General features: G+C 60.3%; 27 protein-coding genes. 2 read left to right on the forward strand and 25 right to left on the reverse strand.

Translation table 11 applies throughout. The annotated features are described in order from the left end of the window. Nucleotides 1–6: 6 nt before the first annotated feature. From rplO to rpsL, 25 genes are all read right to left on the reverse strand, one after another. Entirely contained in the window at nucleotides 7–486 is a 480-nt protein-coding gene (gene rplO / locus AC27VQ_RS10070; RefSeq protein ID WP_421591260.1) for a 50S ribosomal protein L15, read from the reverse strand. 11 nt (nucleotides 487–497) lie between these two features. Beyond that, a complete protein-coding gene (gene rpmD / locus AC27VQ_RS10075) occupies nucleotides 498–701 on the reverse strand; it encodes a 50S ribosomal protein L30 (protein WP_257947258.1) in 204 nt (67 codons plus the stop codon). 12 nt (nucleotides 702–713) lie between these two features. Beyond that, nucleotides 714–1,280, reverse strand: coding sequence for a 30S ribosomal protein S5 (gene rpsE / locus AC27VQ_RS10080; protein WP_244760740.1), 567 nt, complete (start codon nucleotides 1,278–1,280; stop codon nucleotides 714–716). Nucleotides 1,281–1,407: 127 nt separating this feature from the next. Next, a complete protein-coding gene (gene rplR, locus AC27VQ_RS10085) occupies nucleotides 1,408–1,770 on the reverse strand; it encodes a 50S ribosomal protein L18 (RefSeq protein ID WP_244760739.1) in 363 nt (120 codons plus the stop codon). A gap of 12 nt (nucleotides 1,771–1,782) precedes the next feature. Next, a complete protein-coding gene (gene rplF / locus AC27VQ_RS10090) occupies nucleotides 1,783–2,316 on the reverse strand; it encodes a 50S ribosomal protein L6 (RefSeq protein WP_244760738.1) in 534 nt (177 codons plus the stop codon). Between the two features lie 42 nt (nucleotides 2,317–2,358). After that, the gene (gene rpsH / locus AC27VQ_RS10095; RefSeq protein WP_117372297.1) at nucleotides 2,359–2,757 is read right to left on the reverse strand and encodes a 30S ribosomal protein S8; all 399 of its coding nucleotides are present in this window, start codon (nucleotides 2,755–2,757) and stop codon (nucleotides 2,359–2,361) included. A 12-nt stretch (nucleotides 2,758–2,769) separates the two neighbouring features. Continuing rightward, a complete protein-coding gene (gene rpsN / locus AC27VQ_RS10100) occupies nucleotides 2,770–3,075 on the reverse strand; it encodes a 30S ribosomal protein S14 (RefSeq protein ID WP_117372296.1) in 306 nt (101 codons plus the stop codon). A gap of 33 nt (nucleotides 3,076–3,108) precedes the next feature. Further along, complete coding sequence (gene rplE, locus AC27VQ_RS10105) at nucleotides 3,109–3,666, reverse strand: 50S ribosomal protein L5 (RefSeq protein ID WP_313528557.1); 558 nt, start codon at nucleotides 3,664–3,666, stop codon at nucleotides 3,109–3,111. Then, on the reverse strand, nucleotides 3,659–3,970 hold the full coding sequence (gene rplX, locus AC27VQ_RS10110; protein ID WP_024270443.1) for a 50S ribosomal protein L24: 312 nt from the start codon (nucleotides 3,968–3,970) through the stop codon (nucleotides 3,659–3,661). Before rplX ends, rplE begins: the two co-directional genes overlap by 8 nt. A gap of 12 nt (nucleotides 3,971–3,982) precedes the next feature. Then, complete coding sequence (rplN, locus tag AC27VQ_RS10115) at nucleotides 3,983–4,351, reverse strand: 50S ribosomal protein L14 (RefSeq protein ID WP_117372293.1); 369 nt, start codon at nucleotides 4,349–4,351, stop codon at nucleotides 3,983–3,985. A 250-nt stretch (nucleotides 4,352–4,601) separates the two neighbouring features. Next, the gene (gene rpsQ, locus AC27VQ_RS10120; RefSeq protein WP_313528553.1) at nucleotides 4,602–4,838 is read right to left on the reverse strand and encodes a 30S ribosomal protein S17; all 237 of its coding nucleotides are present in this window, start codon (nucleotides 4,836–4,838) and stop codon (nucleotides 4,602–4,604) included. A gap of 12 nt (nucleotides 4,839–4,850) precedes the next feature. Beyond that, nucleotides 4,851–5,051, reverse strand: coding sequence for a 50S ribosomal protein L29 (gene rpmC, locus AC27VQ_RS10125; RefSeq protein WP_117372291.1), 201 nt, complete (start codon nucleotides 5,049–5,051; stop codon nucleotides 4,851–4,853). A gap of 12 nt (nucleotides 5,052–5,063) precedes the next feature. After that, nucleotides 5,064–5,477: a 50S ribosomal protein L16 gene (rplP, locus tag AC27VQ_RS10130; protein ID WP_117372290.1), complete on the reverse strand. Its 414-nt coding sequence runs from the start codon at nucleotides 5,475–5,477 to the stop codon at nucleotides 5,064–5,066. A gap of 38 nt (nucleotides 5,478–5,515) precedes the next feature. Further along, on the reverse strand, nucleotides 5,516–6,247 hold the full coding sequence (gene rpsC, locus AC27VQ_RS10135; protein WP_313528550.1) for a 30S ribosomal protein S3: 732 nt from the start codon (nucleotides 6,245–6,247) through the stop codon (nucleotides 5,516–5,518). Beyond that, complete coding sequence (gene rplV, locus AC27VQ_RS10140) at nucleotides 6,247–6,636, reverse strand: 50S ribosomal protein L22 (protein WP_069059031.1); 390 nt, start codon at nucleotides 6,634–6,636, stop codon at nucleotides 6,247–6,249. The genes rpsC and rplV overlap by 1 nt, the downstream gene beginning before the upstream one ends. A gap of 2 nt (nucleotides 6,637–6,638) precedes the next feature. Beyond that, the gene (rpsS, locus tag AC27VQ_RS10145) at nucleotides 6,639–6,917 is read right to left on the reverse strand and encodes a 30S ribosomal protein S19 (protein WP_023517272.1); all 279 of its coding nucleotides are present in this window, start codon (nucleotides 6,915–6,917) and stop codon (nucleotides 6,639–6,641) included. A gap of 16 nt (nucleotides 6,918–6,933) precedes the next feature. Beyond that, nucleotides 6,934–7,770, reverse strand: a complete 837-nt coding sequence (gene rplB, locus AC27VQ_RS10150; protein ID WP_117372287.1) for a 50S ribosomal protein L2 — start codon at nucleotides 7,768–7,770, stop codon at nucleotides 6,934–6,936. A 31-nt stretch (nucleotides 7,771–7,801) separates the two neighbouring features. Then, nucleotides 7,802–8,095 (reverse strand): 50S ribosomal protein L23, encoded by a 294-nt coding sequence (locus tag AC27VQ_RS10155; RefSeq protein WP_117372286.1) that lies wholly within the window; start codon nucleotides 8,093–8,095, stop codon nucleotides 7,802–7,804. Beyond that, nucleotides 8,092–8,712 carry a 50S ribosomal protein L4 gene (gene rplD, locus AC27VQ_RS10160; RefSeq protein ID WP_313528546.1) on the reverse strand — a complete coding sequence of 207 codons (621 nt, stop codon included), beginning with the start codon at nucleotides 8,710–8,712 and terminating at the stop codon, nucleotides 8,092–8,094. Before rplD ends, AC27VQ_RS10155 begins: the two co-directional genes overlap by 4 nt. Before the next feature lie 12 nt (nucleotides 8,713–8,724). Continuing rightward, nucleotides 8,725–9,408, reverse strand: a complete 684-nt coding sequence (gene rplC / locus AC27VQ_RS10165) for a 50S ribosomal protein L3 (protein ID WP_024270438.1) — start codon at nucleotides 9,406–9,408, stop codon at nucleotides 8,725–8,727. A gap of 157 nt (nucleotides 9,409–9,565) precedes the next feature. Then, the gene (gene rpsJ, locus AC27VQ_RS10170) at nucleotides 9,566–9,874 is read right to left on the reverse strand and encodes a 30S ribosomal protein S10 (RefSeq protein WP_003507767.1); all 309 of its coding nucleotides are present in this window, start codon (nucleotides 9,872–9,874) and stop codon (nucleotides 9,566–9,568) included. Between the two features lie 187 nt (nucleotides 9,875–10,061). Continuing rightward, nucleotides 10,062–11,237: an elongation factor Tu gene (tuf, locus tag AC27VQ_RS10175; protein ID WP_244760725.1), complete on the reverse strand. Its 1,176-nt coding sequence runs from the start codon at nucleotides 11,235–11,237 to the stop codon at nucleotides 10,062–10,064. A gap of 65 nt (nucleotides 11,238–11,302) precedes the next feature. Next, nucleotides 11,303–13,402 carry an elongation factor G gene (gene fusA, locus AC27VQ_RS10180; protein ID WP_313528543.1) on the reverse strand — a complete coding sequence of 700 codons (2,100 nt, stop codon included), beginning with the start codon at nucleotides 13,400–13,402 and terminating at the stop codon, nucleotides 11,303–11,305. 30 nt (nucleotides 13,403–13,432) lie between these two features. Then, nucleotides 13,433–13,903, reverse strand: coding sequence for a 30S ribosomal protein S7 (gene rpsG, locus AC27VQ_RS10185; protein ID WP_069059038.1), 471 nt, complete (start codon nucleotides 13,901–13,903; stop codon nucleotides 13,433–13,435). Nucleotides 13,904–13,960: 57 nt separating this feature from the next. Continuing rightward, entirely contained in the window at nucleotides 13,961–14,332 is a 372-nt protein-coding gene (gene rpsL / locus AC27VQ_RS10190) for a 30S ribosomal protein S12 (protein ID WP_022719193.1), read from the reverse strand. Between the two features lie 627 nt (nucleotides 14,333–14,959). Here rpsL and AC27VQ_RS10195 point away from each other — a divergent pair. Together AC27VQ_RS10195 and AC27VQ_RS10200 are read left to right on the forward strand one after the other, a co-directional pair. Beyond that, complete coding sequence (locus AC27VQ_RS10195) at nucleotides 14,960–15,259, forward strand: transcriptional regulator (protein WP_117372571.1); 300 nt, start codon at nucleotides 14,960–14,962, stop codon at nucleotides 15,257–15,259. A gap of 244 nt (nucleotides 15,260–15,503) precedes the next feature. Beyond that, nucleotides 15,504–16,787, forward strand: a complete 1,284-nt coding sequence (locus tag AC27VQ_RS10200) for a helix-turn-helix transcriptional regulator (protein WP_488716180.1) — start codon at nucleotides 15,504–15,506, stop codon at nucleotides 16,785–16,787. Nucleotides 16,788–16,806 lie beyond the last annotated feature (19 nt).

A 16,806-nucleotide genomic window follows, 5' to 3' on the forward strand; every position in this document is an offset into this window, starting at 1 on the left:
GTCGAATTATTCGGCGGCTTCTGCGACTGCCAGCAGCAGCTTGATCGTGCCGCCAGCCTTTTCGATCTTTTCGATCGCGGGCTTGGAGGCGCCGGCGACTTCGAAGGCAACCTTGGCCTTCAGTTCGCCGTCGGCCAGAACGCGTACGCCGTCCTTCTCGCGACGGATAACGCCGGCTGCCTTGAGAGCAGCGGCATCAACGGTCGCCTTGGCGTCGAGCTTGCCGGCGTCGATGGCCTGCTGAACGCGGCCGAGCGAGACGATGGCGAAGTCGGACGAGAAGATGTTGTTGAAGCCACGCTTCGGCAGACGACGGTAGATGGGCATCTGACCGCCTTCGAAGCCGTTGATCGCAACGCCCGAACGAGCCTTCTGACCCTTGACACCGCGACCACCGGTCTTGCCCGAGCCCGAACCGATACCGCGGCCGAGGCGCTTGCGGTTCTTCGAGGAGCCTTCGTTGTCCTTGATTTCATTCAGTTTCATAATCTATCCCCTCACTTCTCTTCGACGACGCGAACGAGGTGCTGGACGGCACGGATCATGCCGCGGACAGACGGGGTGTCTTCCAGCGTGCGAACCCGGTGCATCTTGTTGAGGCCCAGGCCGACGAGCGTTGCGCGCTGGATGGCCGGACGGCGGATGGGGCTGCCGATCTGCTCGACAGTCACCGTCTTCGAGGCGGTTTCTTTCTTAGCCATGATCAGTGCTCCTTATTCTTCGGCAGAGACGCCGGCAGACGTGCGGCGAGCCTGCAGCGTGGCGTACTTCATGCCGCGCTGAGCTGCGATGTCCTTCGGGTGCATCTGGCTCTTGAGGGCGTCGAACGTCGCACGGATCATGTTGTACGGGTTCGAGGAACCGGTCGACTTGGCGACGACGTCATGAACACCGAGCGTTTCGAAGACGGCGCGCATCGGGCCACCTGCGATGATACCGGTACCGGCCTTGGCCGAACGCAGCAGCACCTTGCCGGCGCCGTGACGGCCGTGCACATCGTGGTGCAGCGTGCGGCCGGAGCGCAGCGGTACGAAGATCAGGTCGCGCTTGGCGGCTTCGGTGGCCTTCCGGATAGCTTCCGGAACTTCACGAGCCTTGCCGTGGCCGAAGCCGACGCGGCCCTTCTGGTCGCCGACGACGACGAGAGCTGCAAAACCGAAACGACGGCCGCCCTTGACGACCTTCGCGACGCGGTTGATCGCGACGAGCTTGTCGACAAACTCGCTGTCGCGCTCTTCGCGGTTCTGGCGGTCGTCACGACCGCGCTTTTCCTGTGCCATTGTCCTTTTCCTTTTTCTTTTCCGGGTGCAATCGGCAGATTGTCGAAAGCCGCCCCCATTCAGGAAATGGAAGCGACCAGTACCCTACTGAGTGATCGGCGGGGCACCGAAGTGCCCGGCCGAGTGATCAGAAGTTCAGACCACCTTCACGGGCGGCTTCGGCGAGAGCCTTGACGCGACCGTGATAGAGGAAGGCGCCACGGTCGAAGACGACGTCCTTGACGCCGGCCTTGACTGCGCGCTCGGCAATGAGCTTGCCGACGGCAGCAGCAGCTGCCGTGTCAGCGCCCGTCTTCAAAGACGAGCGCAGATCGGTGTCGAGCGTGGAGGCAGCCGCAAGGGTCTTGCCGTCAACGTCGTCGATGACCTGTACGTAGATGTTCTTCGACGAGCGATGAACCGACAGGCGCGGACGGCCGTTGGCCACCGCCTTGAGAGTACGGCGCACGCGGTTGGCGCGGCGCACGAGAGCTTCTTTGGTGCTAGCCATTTCGCGTGATCCTTACTTCTTCTTGCCTTCCTTGCGGACGATGCGTTCTTCCGCGTACTTGACGCCCTTGCCCTTGTAGGGCTCGGGGCCACGGTACTCGCGGATTTCCGCAGCGACCTGGCCGACCTGCTGCTTGTTGATGCCGGAGATGATGATCTCAGTCGGCTTCGGAACAGCGATCGTGATGCCTTCCGGCGTCTGGTAGACGACGTCATGGCTGAAGCCGAGGGCCAGCTGCAGGTTCTTGCCCTGCAGCGACGCGCGGTAACCGACGCCGTTGATTTCGAGCTTGCGCTCGTAGCCGTCCTTAACACCCTTGAAGATGTTCTCGACCATCGTGCGGGACATGCCCCACTTGGAACGAGCGTCCTTCGACTGGCTGGTCGGCTGGACGACGACGGCGTTGTCTTCGAGCTTTACCGAAACTTCGTCGTTTGCGACGAAGAACAGTTCGCCCTTCGGGCCCTTCGCGGTGACCTTCTGACCATCAACGGTCGCGGTGACACCAGCGGGAACCTGAACGGGCTTCTTACCGATACGAGACATTGTTTTATCCTGTCTGTTCGTTATGGAGATCCATGCTCGATCTTAGAAGATCGAGCAAAGAACCTCGCCACCAACGTTCTGTTCGCGTGCCTGGTGATCGGCCATCACGCCCTTCGGGGTCGAAAGGATGGTGATGCCGAGGCCGTTCGCGACCTGCGGGATGGACTTGACCGAGACATAGACCCGGCGGCCCGGCTTGGAGACGCGGTCGATCTTGCGGATCACGGACGCGCCTTCGTAGTACTTGAGTTCGATGTTCAGCTCGGACTTGCCGTTGCCGAATTCGACTTCCGAATATCCGCGGATGTAGCCTTCAGCCTGAAGGACATCCAGAACGCGGGCACGCAGGTTGGAAGCCGGCGTGGAAACGCTCGACTTGCGGCGTGCGGCGCCGTTGCGGATACGGGTGAGCATATCGCCCAGGGGATCAGTCATTGCCATGTACCCGTCTCCTTACCAGCTCGACTTGACAATGCCCGGCACCTTGCCGGAATTGCCCAGTTCACGAAGCGCAATACGCGACATACCGAGTTTGCGGTAATAGGCGCGCGGACGGCCCGTTACCTGGCAACGGTTGCGGATGCGGGTCTTCGAACCATTGCGCGGCAGCTCAGCAAGCTTGAGGGTTGCCTTGAAGCGCTCTTCGATCGGAAGAGACTGGTTCTGGATGATCGCCTTGAGGGCTGCACGCTTTGCAGCCTGGCTGGCGACCAGTTTGCGACGGCGGTTATTCTTCTCGACTGCGCTGGTTTTAGCCATAACAGTAATCCTTCTTTACGCTTGTCGTTACGGTCAGGCGCGGAACGGGAAGCTGAACTCTTTCAGAAGAGCGCGTGCTTCGTCGTCCGTCGGTGCCGTCGTGCAAACGATGATGTCCATGCCCCACATCTGATCAACCTTGTCGTAGTTGATCTCAGGGAACACAATGTGCTCCTTGATACCCATGGCGAAGTTGCCACGGCCATCGAAGGACTTCGGGTTCAGACCACGGAAGTCGCGTACGCGGGGCAGCGCGATGTTCACGAGGCGATCCAGAAATTCATACATGCGGGCGCCGCGCAGGGTGACCTTTGCGCCGATCGGCATGCCTTCACGGACCTTGAAGCCCGCGATGGAGTTGCGAGCGCGCGTGATGACCGGCTTCTGGCCGGCGATCGCTGCGAGGTCGGCTGCCGCTACGGTGGGCTTCTTGGAGTCCGCCGTGGCTTCGCCCACGCCCATGTTGATCACGATCTTGTCGAGCTTCGGGATTTGCATCTCGTTGGCGTAGGAGAACTGCTCCCGCAGCGCCGCACGAATACGCTCGACATATTCCTTCTTGAGCCGGGGCTCATACTTGGTGTCAGCCATCGATCGACACTCCCGAACGCTTTGCTACACGAACCTTCTTGTCGCCTTCGACCTTGAAACCGACGCGGGTCGGCTTGCCGTCCTTGGGGTCGGCGATCGCGATGTTCGACAGGTGGATCGAAGCTTCCTTGGTGATGATGCCGGCTTCCTGGGTCTGGGTCTGGCGCTGGTGACGCTTCACCAGGTTGATACCCTTGACGACCGCACGGTCTTCCTTCGGCATTACCTGTACGACCTCACCGGTGCGGCCCTTGTCCTTGCCGGTGAGTACGACGACCTTGTCGCCTTTACGGATCTTCTGCATAGCCATCGCTCCTTAGAGTACTTCGGGAGCCAGCGAGATGATCTTCATGTGGTTCTTGGCGCGGAGTTCGCGCGGAACCGGTCCGAAGATACGGGTGCCGATGGGCTCTTTCTTGTTGTCGATCAGGACAGCGGCGTTGCTGTCAAAACGGATGACGCTGCCATCGGGACGACGGATGTCCTTGGCGGTGCGAACAACAACCGCCTTCATCACGTCACCCTTCTTAACGCGGCCGCGCGGAATAGCTTCCTTGATCGAGACGACGATAACGTCGCCGACCGAAGCGTATTTGCGCTTGGAGCCGCCCAGCACCTTGATGCACATGACACGACGTGCGCCGGAATTATCCGCCACGTCGAGGTTAGTCTGCATCTGAATCATGTCAGGTCGCCTTCTTGTTTCACCAGACCGGTTGGGCCAATCCCGATCAAGGAAAGGCCCCCTGTTCCAGCATATGGAAATTCATGTCTTCGCGCGGGAAGGTGTGTTGCCAGGGTGGTTTCCCTTCGGCGAACCGACGGACCTTCCGTGCGCTCAAAGCAAAAGAACGCTCGTGATTCCGAGCGTCCTTGCGCTGCTTCATACAGTGTTTCGCGCCAGACGCAAGGGCCGGACGCGAAAACTGCTGAATTTAAGCCTGGGCCGTCAGAACGGTCCAGCGCTTGTCCTTGGAAATCGGGGCGCATTCCTGAATGGAAACGACGTCGCCGACCTTGAACTGGTTGGTTTCGTCATGCGCCTTGTACTTCTTGGACCGGCGAACGGTCTTCTGAAGCAGGGGATGGGCAAAACGGCGTTCGACGCGCACGACGATGGTCTTGTCGTTCTTGTCGCTGACAACAGTGCCCTGCAGAATGCGTTTCGGCATATTTTTTGGTCCTTAGGCCTTGGCTTCTGCCGCCTTCTGGCGGGCAATGGTCTTGACGCGCGCGATGTCCTTGCGGACTTCGTTGATGCGCGAGGTCTTTTCGAGCTGGCCGGTCGCCTTCTGGAAGCGCAGGTTGAACTGCTCTTTCTTCAGCTTGGCCAGTTCGTCGTTCAGCTGGTCGGCGCTCAGCGCCTTGACGTCTGCGGCTTTCATGACGCTCGCTCCTTACTCTGCAATGCGCTGTACGAAGCGCGTCTTGACCGAGAGCTTGGCCGAGCCGAGACGAAGCGCCTCACGGGCGATCTCCTCGGAGACACCGTCGATCTCGAACATCATACGACCAGGCTTGACCTTGGCTGCCCAGTATTCGACCGAACCCTTACCCTTACCCATGCGGACTTCCGTGGGCTTCGCGGTGACCGGGACGTCGGGGAACACGCGGATCCACACACGGCCGGCACGCTTCATGTAACGGGTGATCGCGCGGCGGGCCGCTTCGATCTCGCGAGCGTTCACGCGATTCGGTTCCTGAGCCTTCAAGCCGAACTCGCCGAAAGCGAGGTCGGAGCCGCCCTTGGCGACACCCTTGATGCGGCCCTTGAACTGCTTGCGGTACTTGGTACGCTTTGGCTGCAACATTTTTTTACTTCTCCGATATTGGCTGCCAAACGCGACTGTTACGCGTTTTCACGACGACGGTCGCCGCGATCACCGCGTTCACGGCTTGCGGGACCCTGGCTGTCACTTTCGCTTGCGCGACGCTCAGAGGCCATCGGGTCATGCTCAAGGATTTCGCCCTTGAAGATCCAGACCTTGATGCCGCAGATGCCGAATGCGGTTTCGGCTTCAGCCGTACCGTAGTCGATGTCTGCACGCAGCGTGTGAAGCGGAACGCGACCTTCGCGGTACCATTCCGTACGCGCGATTTCCGCGCCGCCGAGACGGCCGGCGCAGGTGATCTTGATGCCTTCGGCGCCAAGACGCATGGCCGACTGAACAGCGCGCTTCATCGCACGGCGGAAAGCCACGCGGCGTTCGAGCTGCTGGGCGATCGACTGAGCGACGAGCGTCGCGTCGACTTCCGGCTTGCGCACTTCAACGATGTTGAGGTGCGTTTCGGAGTTCGTCATCTCGGCAAGCTTCTTGCGAAGCTTTTCGATGTCTGCACCCTTCTTGCCGATGATCAGACCCGGACGAGCCGAGTGGATCGTGACGCGGCACTTCTTGTGCGGACGCTCGATGACGACCTTGGCGATACCGGCCTGCTTCAGCTCTTCCATGACGAAAGCGCGGATCTTCAGGTCTTCGTGGAGCAGCTGGCCGTATTCGGCATTGTCGGCGAACCAACGGCTGTCCCAGGTACGGTTGATGCCGAGGCGGAAACCGATTGGATTAATCTTCTGACCCATTATGCGGCCTCCCCTTTGGCTTCGACTTCACGGACGACGATCGTGAGATGCGAGAAAGGCTTCTCGATCCGCGATGCGCGGCCGCGGCCACGAGCGTGGAAACGCTTCATGACGATCGACTTGCCGACATAGGCTTCGGCGACGATAAGGCTATCGACGTCGAGGTCGTGGTTGTTTTCCGCATTTGCAATCGCGGACTCGAGCGTCTTCTTGACGGTCTCGGCGCTACGCTTGCGCGAGAACTCGAGCTCGGCGAGAGCTTTGTCCACCTTCTTGCCGCGGATGAGCGCAGCAAGCAGGTTGAGCTTCTGGGGGCTGACGCGGATCGTGCGCGCGATGGCCTGCGCCTCGTTATCCTTCAGCCGACGTTCGGCTTTAGCCTTACCCATCGTTACTTCCTCTTCGCCTTCTTGTCCGCACCGTGACCGTAGTAGGTCCGGGTCGGAGCGAATTCACCAAACTTGTGGCCGACCATGTCTTCGTTGACAGCAACCGGGATGTGCTTGCTGCCATTGTAGACGCCGAAGGTCAGTCCAACGAACTGCGGCAGGATCGTGGAGCGACGGCTCCAGATCTTGATTACTTCGCTGCGACCGCCTTCACGAACCTTCTCAGCCTTCTTGAGAAGATAGCCGTCAACAAACGGGCCTTTCCATACTGAACGAGCCATTTCTGACTAACCTCTCTTACTTCTTCTTCAAGTGGCGCGAGCGCATGATGAACTTGTCGGTCGACTTGTTCGAGCGGGTACGCTTGCCCTTGGTGGGCTTGCCCCACGGGGATACCGGGTGACGACCACCGGAGGTGCGGCCTTCACCACCGCCGTGCGGGTGGTCGACCGGGTTCATGACAACACCGCGGTTATGCGGGGTCTTGCCGCGCCAACGCGTACGACCAGCCTTGCCGTCGTTGATGTTGCCGTGGTCCGGGTTGGAGACGGCGCCGACGGTTGCGAGGCAGGACGCATGAACCAGGCGCTGTTCGCCCGAGTTCAGGCGAAGGATCGCCATGCCCTGGTCGCGACCGACCAGCTGTACGAAGGTGCCGGCCGAACGAGCGATCTGACCGCCCTTGCCCGGCTTCATTTCGACGTTGTGAACGATCGAACCAACCGGGATGTACTGCAGCGGCATGGTGTTGCCGGGCTTGACGTCAACAGCCTTGGTGGAGGCGATGACCTTGTCGCCGGCCGTCAGGCGCTGCGGAGCCAGGATGTAGGCCTGCTCGCCGTCGGCATAGTTCACCAAAGCGATGAATGCCGTACGGTTCGGGTCGTATTCCAGACGCTCGACCGTGCCTTCGACGTCGAACTTGCGACGCTTGAAGTCGACGAGACGGTAGGTGCGCTTGTGACCGCCGCCGATGAAGCGGGCCGTGATGCGACCGAGGTTGTTACGACCACCGCTCTTGGAAAGACCTTCGGTCAGAGCCTTGACGGGCTTGCCCTTGTAAAGGCCGGACCGGTCGACGATGACCAGCTGGCGCTGGCTCGGAGTGGTCGGGTTGTAGCTTTTCAATGCCATTTTCTTGTTTCCTCTTTAGCCGACTGCTCGATTAGAGCCCGGTGGAGACGTCGATGGACTGACCGTCAGCAAGCGTGACGATAGCCTTCTTGACATCTCCCTGCCGGCCGGCGAAGCCGCGGAAACGCTTAACCTTGCCCTTGCGGACGAGCGTGTTCACAGCCGTGACCTTGACGCCGAAGAGAGCTTCCACGGCAGCCTTGATTTCAGGCTTGGAAGCGCGCTTGGCGACGTTGAAGACGATCTGGTTGTTTTCGGATACCAGCGTCGACTTTTCGGTGATCGAAGGAGATACGATCACATCGTAGTGGCGAAGATCCGTCATTTGAACCGCTCCTCGAGGGCTTCTACAGCAGCCTTGGAGAGCACGAGCTTGCCGCGGCGCAGGATGTCGTAAACATTGATGCCCTGGATCGGCAAAACATCCACGTTCGGGATGTTGCGTGCTGCGAGCTTGAAGTTGCCGTCAAGTTCAGCGCCGCCGATGAAGAGGGCATTGGTGAGGCCGAGCGAAGCGAACACGCCGGCCAGAGCCTTCGTCTTGGCTTCCGAGGCGACGAGGTCGTCGATGATGATGACGTCGTCGGACTTCAGCTTGGCCGAGAGGGCGTGACGCAGGCCGAGCGCGCGAACCTGCTTGGGCAGGTCGTGAGCATGGCTGCGGGAGACCGGGCCGTGAGCCTTGCCACCGCCGCGGAACTGCGGAGCGCGAGCCGAATGGTGACGAGCGCGGCCCGTACCCTTCTGCTTGAACATCTTGGCGCCGGTGCGGGAGACTTCAGCGCGCGTCAGCGACTGGTGCGTGCCCTGCTGCTTCTTGGCAAGCTGCCAACGGACGACGCGAGCGATGATGTCTTCGCGCGGCTCGAGGCCGAAGATCGCGTCGGAAACGGAAACCTTGCCGGCGTCCTTCCCTGCGAGGGTCGTGACTTTGAGATCCATGATCAGGCTCCCTTACTTAGCTGCGGCGCGCACGGCGGCCGGACGCGGAGCGTCGGACGGGGTGCCGGACTTGACGGCGTCGCGAACCACAATCCAGGCGCCCTTGGAGCCCGGGACTGCGCCCTTGACGAGAATGAGACCGCGCTCTTCGTCCGTGGAGACGACTTCGAGGTTCTGGGTGGTGACGCGCGTCTGGCCCATGTGACCAGCCATGCGCTTGCCCTTCCAGACCTTGCCCGGGTCCTGGTTGTTACCCGTCGAACCGTGCGAACGGTGCGAAACGGAAACGCCGTGCGTTGCACGAAGACCGCCGAAGTTGTGGCGCTTCATGGCACCGGCAAAACCCTTACCGATCGTGGTGCCGGTCACGTCGACCAGCTGGCCGGCGACGAAATGGCTGGCGGTCAGTTCCGCGCCGATTTCGATGAGGTTGTCTTCCGAAACGCGGAATTCAACGAGCTTGGCCTTGGGCTCGACGCTTGCGGCAGCAAACTGGCCGCGCAGAGCCTTTGCCGTGTTCTTCACCTTGGAAGAGCCGGCGCCGAGCTGAACAGCCGTGTAGCCGTTCTTGTCCTGCGTACGCTGAGCGACGACCTGGACGTTGTCCAGTCGCAGTACTGTTACAGGGATGTGCTCACCTGCGTCATTATAGACGCGAGTCATCCCTACTTTCTGTGCAATCACACCTGAACGCATGGTTCAATCCTCTTAGAAGTCCTGGCGAGATCGTGACGTCCCGTCATGCCTCTTGGTTTAAGGATTCCACTCGGGCTCTGAGCCGTCGGGTTTCCCGTTTTTAGAAGACGTCGGCTTTCGCCACGTACCTTCCTTGTTATTCGGCTTTACGCCGGACTTAGAGTTTGATCTCTACGTCTACACCGGCCGCAAGGTCGAGCTTCATAAGAGCATCGACCGTCTGCGGCGTCGGATCTACGATGTCGAGCAGGCGCTTGTGGGTGCGCATCTCGAACTGTTCACGGCTCTTCTTGTCCACGTGGGGCGAACGGTTGACAGTGAACTTTTCAATACGGGTCGGGAGAGGAACGGGACCGCGGACGCTAGCGCCGGTGCGCTTTGCCGTCGACACGATTTCACGCGTGGAGGCATCAAGGATCCGGTGGTCAAACGCCTTGAGGCGGATGCGGATGTTCTGGCCGTTCATACGACTTTTCCTTAGTTCGTTATTCGCGATTCGCTTGGGGAATACGCGTTTTTTTGATTCTGCGGTTCCCATAAAGGAACGCACACGAAAACACAATGCCGAAAGGCCAGTCCGCTAAATTATCAAAGACCGGAGGGGCAGGATGCGATCCTGCCCTTCCTATTTCAGCGGCCTAGGGCCTTAAGACTTACTCGACGATCGAGGCAACGATGCCGGCGCCGACGGTACGGCCGCCTTCGCGGATAGCGAAGCGCAGCTTTTCTTCCATCGCGATCGGAACGATCAGTTCGACGGCAACCGTGACGTTGTCGCCCGGCATGACCATTTCCGTGCCTTCCGGCAGCGAAACAATACCGGTAACGTCCGTCGTGCGGAAGTAGAACTGCGGACGGTAGTTCGTGAAGAACGGCGTATGACGGCCGCCTTCTTCCTTCGTCAGGATGTAGGCTTCAGCCATGAACTTCTTGTGCGGCTTGACCGAACCCGGCTTGCACAGGATCTGACCACGCTCGACGCCATCACGGTTCACACCGCGGACGAGTGCACCGATGTTGTCGCCGGCCTGGCCCTGGTCGAGCAGCTTGCGGAACATTTCAACGCCGGTAACCGTCGTCTTCGACGTCGGGCGGATGCCGACGATTTCGACTTCTTCACCAACCTTGACGATACCGCGCTCGACGCGGCCCGTCACAACCGTACCACGGCCCGAGATCGAGAACACGTCTTCGATCGGCATCAGGAACGGCTGGTCGATCGGACGCTCAGGCGTCGGGATGTAGGCGTCGACAGCGGCCATCAGCTCGCGGATCGCGTCTTCACCGATCTTCTTGTCGGAGTCTTCGAGAGCGGCCAGAGCCGAACCCTTGACGATCGGAATGTCGTCGCCCGGGAAGTCGTAGGACGACAGAAGTTCGCGAACTTCCAGTTCGACGAGCTCGAGAAGCTCGGCGTCGTCGACCTGGTCGACCTTGTTGAGGAACACGACGATCGCGGGAACGCCGACCTGGCGGGCGAGCAGGATGTGCTCGCGCGTCTGCGGCATCGGGCCGTCAGCAGCCGAGCAAACCAGGATCGCGCCGTCCATCTGGGCAGCACCGGTGATCATGTTCTTGACGTAGTCGGCGTGGCCGGGGCAGTCGACGTGCGCGTAGTGACGGTTCGGCGTCTCGTATTCGACGTGTGCCGTCGAGATGGTGATGCCGCGCGCCTTTTCTTCCGGAGCGGCGTCGATCTGGTCGTACGCCTTGAACTCGCCGAAGTACTTCGTGATCGCTGCCGTCAGCGACGTCTTGCCGTGGTCGACGTGGCCGATCGTGCCAATGTTTACGTGAGGCTTGTTGCGCTCAAACTTGCTCTTTGCCATTTCCGGCTCTCCATTCGTGATCCCGCGAGGGGAAATTCATACAAATTTTTAGGGGGTTACCCCGGTCACTTCTGACCGGAGTACTTTGCCTGGATTTCCTGCGCGACGTTCGACGGAACCGGCGCATAGTGGTCGAAGACCATCGAGTACTGGGCGCGACCCTGCGACATGGAGCGCAGGTTGTCCACGTACTTGAACATGTTGGCCAGCGGCACGTTGGCGGAGATCACGACGGCGACGCCGCGCGATTCCTGGCCCTGGATCTGGCCACGACGGGAGTTCAGGTCGCCGATAACGTCGCCGACATAGTCTTCCGGCGTTACGACTTCGACCTTCATCATCGGCTCGAGCAGCTGGGCGCCGGCTTCACGCGAAGCTTCACGGAAGCAGGCACGCGATGCGATTTCGAAGGCGAGAACCGAGGAGTCGACGTCGTGGAAGGCGCCGTCGATGAGCGTCGCCTTGACGCCGAGCATCGGGAAGCCTGCGAGCGGACCCGAGGACAGAACGCTTTCGATACCCTTCTGAACGCCCGGGATGTATTCCTTGGGAACAGCACCGCCGACGATCTTGGATTCGAAGAGGAAATCTTCGCCATCCGGGTTCGGTTCGAACACGAGCTTCACGCGGGCGAACTGGCCGGTACCACCGGTCTGCTTCTTGTGCGTGTAGTCCTTTTCGGTCTTACGCGTGATCGTCTCACGGTAAGCAACCTGCGGAGCGCCGACGTTGGCTTCGACCTTGAACTCGCGACGCATGCGGTCGACGATGATGTCGAGGTGAAGTTCGCCCATGCCTGCAATGATCGTCTGGCCGGACTCTTCGTCGGTCTTGACGCGGAAGGACGGATCTTCGGCGGCCAGGCGGTTGAGCGCGAGGCCCATCTTTTCCTGGTCGTTCTTCGTCTTCGGCTCGATCGCGATCTGGATAACCGGTTCCGGGAACTCCATGCGCTCGAGAACGACTGGCTTCAGGGGATCGCAGAGCGTGTCGCCCGTCGTCGTGTCCTTAAGGCCGGCGAGAGCAACGATGTCGCCTGCATAGGCTTCTTCGATGTCTTCACGCGAGTTGGAGTGCATCTGCAGCATGCGGCCGACGCGCTCGCGCTTTTCCTTGACCGTGTTCATGACCGACGTGCCCTTTTCGAGCTTGCCGGAATAGATACGGGCGAAGGTGAGCGAACCGACGAAGGGGTCGTTCATGATCTTGAACGCAAGCATGGAGAGCGGCTCAGCATCATCGGCGTGACGCTCGATTTCAGCTTCCGTCTTCACGTCGATACCCTTGATCGCCGGGATATCTGCCGGGGACGGCAGGTAATCGACGACGGCGTCGAGCAGCGGCTGAACGCCCTTGTTCTTGAACGCGGTACCGCAGAACATCGGGTGGAACTTCACGTCGATGGTGCCGCGGCGAACGAGTTCACGGATCTTGTCGTTGTCCGGGTAGTTACCTTCGAGATAGGCTTCCATCGCGGCTTCGTCGATTTCGACGACGGTCTCGATAAGCTTCTCGCGGTATTCTTCGGCCTGGGCCTTCATGTCTTCCGGGATTTCGACGACGTCCCACTGGGCGCCGAGCGATTCGTCGCGCCACACGAGAGCATTCATCTCGATCAGGTCGATGACGCCCTTGAAGTCGCTTTCAGCGCCGATCGGCAGCTGCATGACGACCGGGATCGCACCGAGACGCGACTTGATCATGGACACCGAGCGGTAGAAGTCCGCGCCGGTCTTGTCCATCTTGTTGCAGAAGATCATGCGCGGAACGTTGTACTTCTCAGCCTGGCGCCAGACGGTTTCCGTCTGCGGCTCAACACCGGCATTGGCGTCGAGAAGAGCGATGGCACCGTCGAGAACGCGCAGCGAGCGTTCGACTTCGATGGTGAAGTCGACGTGGCCGGGGGTGTCGATGATGTTGAAGCGGCGGGTCTTGCCGTCACGGCCCTTCCAGAAGGTCGTGGTGGCAGCCGACGTGATCGTGATGCCGCGTTCCTGCTCCTGCTCCATCCAGTCCATCGTGGCGGCGCCGTCATGGACTTCGCCGATCTTGTGGGACTTGCCGGTGTAGTAGAGGATACGTTCGGTCGTCGTCGTCTTGCCGGCGTCGATATGCGCCATGATACCGAAATTACGGTAGTCTTCGATTTTGTATTCGCGAGCCATTTCGGACTCCTTTCGAGACGTTAGTTTCGGTTACCAGCGGTAGTGCGAGAATGCACGGTTGGCGTCAGCCATCTTGTGCGTGTCTTCGCGCTTCTTCACTGCGCTGCCGCGATTGTTCGCTGCGTCCATGAGTTCGCCGGAAAGGCGCTCGACCATGGTCGTTTCGTTACGCTTGCGGGCAGCTGCGATCAGCCAACGGATTGCGAGAGCCTGACGGCGCTCCGGACGAACGTCGACCGGAACCTGGTAGGTCGCACCACCGACGCGACGCGAACGCACTTCGACGTGCGGCGCGACGTTGTCGAGAGCCGAATGGAAAACCGTCACCGGATCCTGCTTGGCCTTGCCCTGCACGACATCGAAGGCGCCGTAAACGATCGTTTCGGCGACGGACTTCTTGCCGTCCAGCATGATGGCGTTCATGAACTTGGTGACTACGAGATCGCCGAACTTCGGGTCCGGGTTGATCTCGCGCTTTTCTGCTCTATGGCGACGGGACATACTTTTTGTCTCTCAATCTTGAATGATCTGGCCAGCGAAATGGCGCTGGTTACTGTATTACTTCGGACGCTTCGCGCCGTACTTCGAACGACGCTGCTTGCGGTTCTTGACGCCCTGGGTGTCGAGAACGCCGCGGATGATGTGGTAACGAACGCCCGGCAAGTCCTTTACGCGACCGCCACGGATCATGACGACGGAGTGTTCCTGCAGGTTGTGACCTTCGCCCGGGATGTAACCGATGACTTCGAAGCCATTGGTCAGGCGGATCTTGGCAACCTTACGCAGAGCCGAGTTCGGCTTCTTCGGGGTCGTCGTGTAGACGCGGGTGCAAACGCCGCGCTTCTGGGGGTTTTCCTGCAGGGCAGGAACCTTGTTGCGCTTAACCGACGCCTGGCGCGGCTTGCGGATCAACTGGTTTACGGTAGGCATAGACCCATCCCTTATCGTGTCTCATTACCCTTGCGGGCGGATTTGGGGCGGCGGGCCGCCCCTGCATAGTCGGTTACGCATTTATGCGACGCCAAGCGTACCGCTTGCCTGCAAAATGCTCATGGCCACACGCGTGTTCATGCGCAATAAAAGGCCGATCCGCTTGAGCGGATGACCTTTGATAGGCAGAGGACGCGATATAACCGCGTCATGCGTGCAGCATTCATGTTCTCAACGTGCGTCGAGCCCTGTTTGAGGCGAACTTCAGAACGAGTCATTCCGAACCAGCCAGCCTCACATAGGCTCTGATGGCGTGCGGTCTACTGAGTTAAGGGCAAAAGGTCAAGGGGCGAGGCGAAAGAATCCGGCCCTGGAATGGCTGGCCTGCCTGAGAAGCAGGGCTTCCGGCGGCAGGCCCTGTCCTGCCGGCGGCACTTTCGGCGCCTCCAGCCGTCGCGGGAGACTATTAAGAAAGCCTGAAGATGGAATCAACCGGGGAGAGTCGCACGACGGCGAATGCATCCACCGATTCTCGCGCCATGAGTCGCCCGGGCGTGCATTTTGTCATTGGGTCTTGCCGCCCTACCCTTTATACAACCTGAAACATTGACCCGAAAGGAGCCCGCCATGGCGTCCAGCGCCGACAACGACAACAACACGCTCGGCGACGAGCCGATGGTCTTCATTATTATCGGAAAGGCCTATGAGCGCGAGGGCGACGAGGGCATCGACATCCACGTCATGCTGCGCGCTCCCGACGACGACAGCGCCGTGCGCGAAGCGTTGAACGCGCTTTCGGAAGAAGGTTTCCTGGAAGCCGACCTCGACCAGATCGGCACGCTGAACGGCCAGCCCGAAGACGAGCCGCACGCCTCGGCCTACAAGGGCGCGCTGGAAGGCGAAGTGGCGATCATCCGCTTCGCATAAGTGAAATGGCGCAGGCATTGAGAGAGCAATGCCTGCGCCGACGCATTGGTGAACGAAATACCGCCCAGCCGGATCAGCCCCGTGACCGGCCGCAAGGGCGGTTCGCTTCCCTTGCGCATTCTCATGCGACGAAATGCGTGACCATATCGACACTCAATGTCGGCATGTGGTCAGCAATACCGCAATCTCATCGAAGCACTCCCGGAATCGATTATCATCGCGGCGAGCGAGAATTGCCCCCCAATTGGGTGAGCATTCGTCAAAAAACGCCGGCCACACCCTTTGCGAGAATGAGTTCCGAACCGAAGTCACCCTAGGGACGGTTTTACAGCCGATATTCGTTTGTTTTTCCCGCAAATTGCCCCCACCATGTCGAACCGCGGATGGAGCCCCCACACCCGACGTCGGAATATTCATGGAAACGATCGAATCCGAACTCATCAGCAGAATCTACGAGGCGGCGGTTTTCAAGGAGCGGTGGCCGGACGTCGTTTCCAAGATCGCGCGGGACTGCGGATTCTGGGGCGGCGCCCTTACCTGGAAGGCAACTGACGAGCGCCGGTGGATCGGAACCGCCGGTTTCATGGAAACCATCGAGGAATTCGCGGCCGAGGGCTGGGCCACGAAGAACATCAGGCTTGAAAAGGCCAACCGGGAGGGGCAGTTTTCCTTCGTCCGCGATGCCGATCTCTTTACCGCCGAGGAGAGGCGCGAGCTGCCGATCTATCGCGATTTTCTGGTTCCGCGCGGCCTTGGATGCGCCACGGCGACGCTGATCAGCGGCCCTGAGGATATCGAGATCAGCGTGTGCTTCGAGCAGCACCTCACAAGCGGCCCGATCAGCGACGAGACGGTCCGCCTTCTGAACACGCTGCGGCCGCATATCGCGCGCAGCCTTCTGCTCGCCACCGAGCTGGATCAACAGAAGGCCGACCTTCTGGCGACCGGGCTGAATGCGATCGGCGCACCCGCAGCCATCGTGCAGGGCAATGGGCGTGTGCTGTCGACGAACCCATTGTTCATGGCCGCGCGCGGCCGCGTCTCCGTCCGCGCCCAGAACCGCATCCACCTCAGGGACGAAGGCGCCAATCGGCTGCTTTATCAAGCGCTCTCGGAGATCACGGGGCACGACCGGATCAAATCGGTTCCTCTGCCGGCGACGGAGGAAGAGCAGGCCTGCATCGTGCATGTCATTCCGCTTTGCGGACACGCACTCGATTTTTCACCGCAAGGCACCGCCATCGTTCTGATCGCCCAGCCCTCGGCATCCGCCGTGGACGATCTGCGCATTCTGAAGGGGCTCTACGACCTGACCCGCGGCGAAGCGCGCATCGCCATCGAAATCCAGAAGGGACTGCCCCTCCCCGAAATCGCCAAACGGCTGCAGATTTCCTACGAAACGGTGCGCAGCACCGCCAAGGTCGTTTATGCCAAAACCGGCAGCTCCGGGCAAAGCGACCTTGTCCGGCGCCTTTCGGTCGTCGATCGATACGCCCTGCCCCCTTCGGACTCTCCCCGGAACGGGTGAGCAAATCTGCCGATAGAGC

This window comes from Shinella sp. 20P9.1.1, assembly GCF_057798995.1.

Coding starts and splice junctions, on each gene's coding strand:
- rplO (WP_421591260.1), bottom strand. CDS start 486: ATGAAACTGAATGAAATCAAGGACAACGAAGGCTCCTCGAAGAACCGC.
- rpmD (WP_257947258.1), bottom strand. CDS start 701: ATGGCTAAGAAAGAAACCGCCTCGAAGACGGTGACTGTCGAGCAGATC.
- rpsE (WP_244760740.1), bottom strand. CDS start 1,280: ATGGCACAGGAAAAGCGCGGTCGTGACGACCGCCAGAACCGCGAAGAG.
- rplR (WP_244760739.1), bottom strand. CDS start 1,770: ATGGCTAGCACCAAAGAAGCTCTCGTGCGCCGCGCCAACCGCGTGCGC.
- rplF (WP_244760738.1), bottom strand. CDS start 2,316: ATGTCTCGTATCGGTAAGAAGCCCGTTCAGGTTCCCGCTGGTGTCACC.
- rpsH (WP_117372297.1), bottom strand. CDS start 2,757: ATGGCAATGACTGATCCCCTGGGCGATATGCTCACCCGTATCCGCAAC.
- rpsN (WP_117372296.1), bottom strand. CDS start 3,075: ATGGCTAAAACCAGCGCAGTCGAGAAGAATAACCGCCGTCGCAAACTG.
- rplE (WP_313528557.1), bottom strand. CDS start 3,666: ATGGCTGACACCAAGTATGAGCCCCGGCTCAAGAAGGAATATGTCGAG.
- rplX (WP_024270443.1), bottom strand. CDS start 3,970: ATGCAGAAGATCCGTAAAGGCGACAAGGTCGTCGTACTCACCGGCAAG.
- rplN (WP_117372293.1), bottom strand. CDS start 4,351: ATGATTCAGATGCAGACTAACCTCGACGTGGCGGATAATTCCGGCGCA.
- rpsQ (WP_313528553.1), bottom strand. CDS start 4,838: ATGCCGAAACGCATTCTGCAGGGCACTGTTGTCAGCGACAAGAACGAC.
- rpmC (WP_117372291.1), bottom strand. CDS start 5,051: ATGAAAGCCGCAGACGTCAAGGCGCTGAGCGCCGACCAGCTGAACGAC.
- rplP (WP_117372290.1), bottom strand. CDS start 5,477: ATGTTGCAGCCAAAGCGTACCAAGTACCGCAAGCAGTTCAAGGGCCGC.
- rpsC (WP_313528550.1), bottom strand. CDS start 6,247: ATGGGTCAGAAGATTAATCCAATCGGTTTCCGCCTCGGCATCAACCGT.
- rplV (WP_069059031.1), bottom strand. CDS start 6,636: ATGGGTAAGGCTAAAGCCGAACGTCGGCTGAAGGATAACGAGGCGCAG.
- rpsS (WP_023517272.1), bottom strand. CDS start 6,917: ATGGCTCGTTCAGTATGGAAAGGCCCGTTTGTTGACGGCTATCTTCTC.
- rplB (WP_117372287.1), bottom strand. CDS start 7,770: ATGGCATTGAAAAGCTACAACCCGACCACTCCGAGCCAGCGCCAGCTG.
- AC27VQ_RS10155 (WP_117372286.1), bottom strand. CDS start 8,095: ATGACGGATCTTCGCCACTACGATGTGATCGTATCTCCTTCGATCACC.
- rplD (WP_313528546.1), bottom strand. CDS start 8,712: ATGGATCTCAAAGTCACGACCCTCGCAGGGAAGGACGCCGGCAAGGTT.
- rplC (WP_024270438.1), bottom strand. CDS start 9,408: ATGCGTTCAGGTGTGATTGCACAGAAAGTAGGGATGACTCGCGTCTAT.
- rpsJ (WP_003507767.1), bottom strand. CDS start 9,874: ATGAACGGCCAGAACATCCGCATCCGCCTCAAGGCGTTTGACCACCGG.
- tuf (WP_244760725.1), bottom strand. CDS start 11,237: ATGGCAAAGAGCAAGTTTGAGCGCAACAAGCCTCACGTAAACATTGGC.
- fusA (WP_313528543.1), bottom strand. CDS start 13,402: ATGGCTCGCGAATACAAAATCGAAGACTACCGTAATTTCGGTATCATG.
- rpsG (WP_069059038.1), bottom strand. CDS start 13,903: ATGTCCCGTCGCCATAGAGCAGAAAAGCGCGAGATCAACCCGGACCCG.
- rpsL (WP_022719193.1), bottom strand. CDS start 14,332: ATGCCTACCGTAAACCAGTTGATCCGCAAGCCGCGCCAGGCGTCGGTT.
- AC27VQ_RS10195 (WP_117372571.1), top strand. CDS start 14,960: ATGGCGTCCAGCGCCGACAACGACAACAACACGCTCGGCGACGAGCCG.